Raw genomic sequence first — 1,948 nt, 5'->3', positions numbered from 1 at the left:
CTCCGTCTTGGTAGTCAGGCTGCATGGAGTCTCCGCTGACCTTAGTCGCAATATCGTGATGTGGTGGTTGCTCGTCGACCTCTATAATCTCTCTGTCTGTATCGTCGTACCCAAATCCATAGTTAAATCCAGAAGCTGCGGCTGTCTCAGATACAACCTCAACTTGGTACAAGTCGAGAACTTTCTCCGATACTTCGTTTATCTTCGTTTCTTCTTCGTTTTGACTCTCCCAAAGCTCCTCAGAGGTTCGAAGAACGATTTTTTTATTGTCAGTGTTTAATTTTCGAGCTGTATTTGTAATTTTTTCTAAAAGGGAGTCTGATTGTGCGGTAGAAATCTTGTTTTCAATAAGGTCAGATTTATTTATATTAAAATAGTTTGCCAAAAGTTCAATTTTACCAATCCGAGGATAAGTTATTCCTTTCAGCCAATCACGAACTGTAGTGTATTTTAAATCCAAGTCTGCGCATAATGTATTTCTGTCTACCCCTTTTTGCTTCATGTAAAAACTTAGATTATTGGCAAAAATTTCTTTATTTTCGACTGTCATTTCCGTCCCTCCTTATATAGTATATTTTACGGCAAAAACGCAAAAAAGTAAAGAATAAAATAAAAAATCGCGAAAAAAACGTAAAAAACACTTGACATTGCGGTTAAACCGCAGTATAATATAATCAAGCTTAAGGAAAAGGAGGTAAGGCAAATGATGGAACACATCATAAAAAGCCTAGCAACCAAGGACACTGCAACCGTCATCTTGGCACTAGGCTTAATCAGAGAAGCACGTTTGTGGCACAAACAAATCTTAGAACACAAACGTAAGCTTCAAAACAAAAAGTAGAGAAAGGGGCGACGCCCCAACCTCTACTTGATAGTGTACCATCATTTGCCGTGAAAAGCAATGAGTGAAGAAACTGGATTGATAATCCTAGCAGGATTTGTGATTGTATCTTTTACTATTCGTCAGATAGTGAAGTGCCGATGTGATAAACAAGGGAAGGAGTAGAAAAATGGAAAGTGTTGAAATTGTTGAACTAATAAAAGTTACATTTAAACGGGGGAAAGGAACAGAAGATGATCCGATTAGAGTTGTAACTCAGTATTGGGACAAAGAAAATGTATTAATCTTTGAGAAAGATTAATTATCTCTTCTTTCGATAGAATTTCGGTAGGAATCAGGTAATAGGTTATATATGTCTAGAATTTTTTTAGGTTGTGTGATTCGATTATCTACAATCAAGTTGATAAAACTTAACAATGATAAAGCCAACTCTTTGTTATCTTTTATGTCTATTTGACCTGGATGTACAGCATTATTCCCTATTACTCTAACACTGTCTAGCATTTGTTGGATTTCTATTGGCATTCCTTTAGAGACAAGACTTCCAATTTGGGTATTTAAATCTTTACCTTGTGCGTTTAAATGAGCAACAAGCTTTTCAATAGCTAGACGGGATAGAGCTGCAGAAGCTCTAGGCGATATATTTAGAACTTCTCCAGCTTCAATATAGATTTCTTTCACATCATCAGGCATATCATTATTAGGTTTAGGTACTCCTTCGGCAACATTTGGGAAAATTAATGTCGACGTTGCATCGCTTGTGTTTAATACTATCCTGGAGCCATACGTTATTTGGATTTCATTTGTTATCCAAATAGAAAATTGATTACAAGCCTGACATTGTGCAATTATAATAAATTTGATAGATTCTTTGTAATCTCTATTGATATCAATAGGATTATAAGTCCATAAATGGGAAGAGAAACCTGAACATACAGGGCATTGAAATGCTTTTGAATTGCCTGCGAAGCGACTGCCTAGGCTTAATTTAGAAAGATCAAATGACATATTTTTTCTCCAATCGTTTTATTTTGATTATACCACATTTGAAATGGGGGTGAGAAAATGAAACCAATAAGATATCCGTATAGTGGGAAAAGAAAAAAG

General features: G+C 35.7%; 4 protein-coding genes. 2 read left to right on the top strand and 2 right to left on the bottom strand.

Features of this window, described 5'->3' with window-relative positions:
- A partial coding sequence (locus tag HT729_RS11710; RefSeq protein ID WP_172932041.1) for a helix-turn-helix domain-containing protein occupies positions 1 to 550 on the bottom strand: 550 nt, incomplete at its 3' end.
- A 153-nt stretch (positions 551 to 703) separates the two neighbouring features.
- Here HT729_RS11710 and HT729_RS11705 point away from each other — a divergent pair.
- Positions 704 to 841 carry a hypothetical protein gene (locus HT729_RS11705; RefSeq protein ID WP_079247785.1) on the top strand — a complete coding sequence of 46 codons (138 nt, stop codon included), beginning with the start codon at positions 704 to 706 and terminating at the stop codon, positions 839 to 841.
- A gap of 169 nt (positions 842 to 1,010) precedes the next feature.
- On the top strand, positions 1,011 to 1,142 hold the full coding sequence (locus HT729_RS12525; RefSeq protein WP_258953754.1) for a hypothetical protein: 132 nt from the start codon (positions 1,011 to 1,013) through the stop codon (positions 1,140 to 1,142).
- Here the strand turns inward: HT729_RS12525 and HT729_RS11700 are convergent.
- Positions 1,139 to 1,849, bottom strand: coding sequence for a DUF4145 domain-containing protein (locus HT729_RS11700; RefSeq protein WP_000006951.1), 711 nt, complete (start codon positions 1,847 to 1,849; stop codon positions 1,139 to 1,141). The two genes, HT729_RS12525 and HT729_RS11700, sit on opposite strands and share 4 nt — an antisense overlap.
- Positions 1,850 to 1,948: the final 99 nt, after the last annotated feature.

It is taken from the genome of Streptococcus sp. 79 (assembly GCF_013277425.1).
GTDB lineage: Bacteria > Bacillota > Bacilli > Lactobacillales > Streptococcaceae > Streptococcus > Streptococcus pseudopneumoniae.
This window is presented reverse-complemented; position numbering and strand designations above follow the sequence as displayed.

What these genes read in the sequence shown, in the direction of transcription:
- HT729_RS11705 (WP_079247785.1), top strand. Translation starts at nt 704, where the DNA reads ATGATGGAACACATCATAAAAAGCCTAGCAACCAAGGACACTGCAACC.
- HT729_RS12525 (WP_258953754.1), top strand. Translation starts at nt 1,011, where the DNA reads ATGGAAAGTGTTGAAATTGTTGAACTAATAAAAGTTACATTTAAACGG.
- HT729_RS11700 (WP_000006951.1), bottom strand. Translation starts at nt 1,849, where the DNA reads ATGTCATTTGATCTTTCTAAATTAAGCCTAGGCAGTCGCTTCGCAGGC.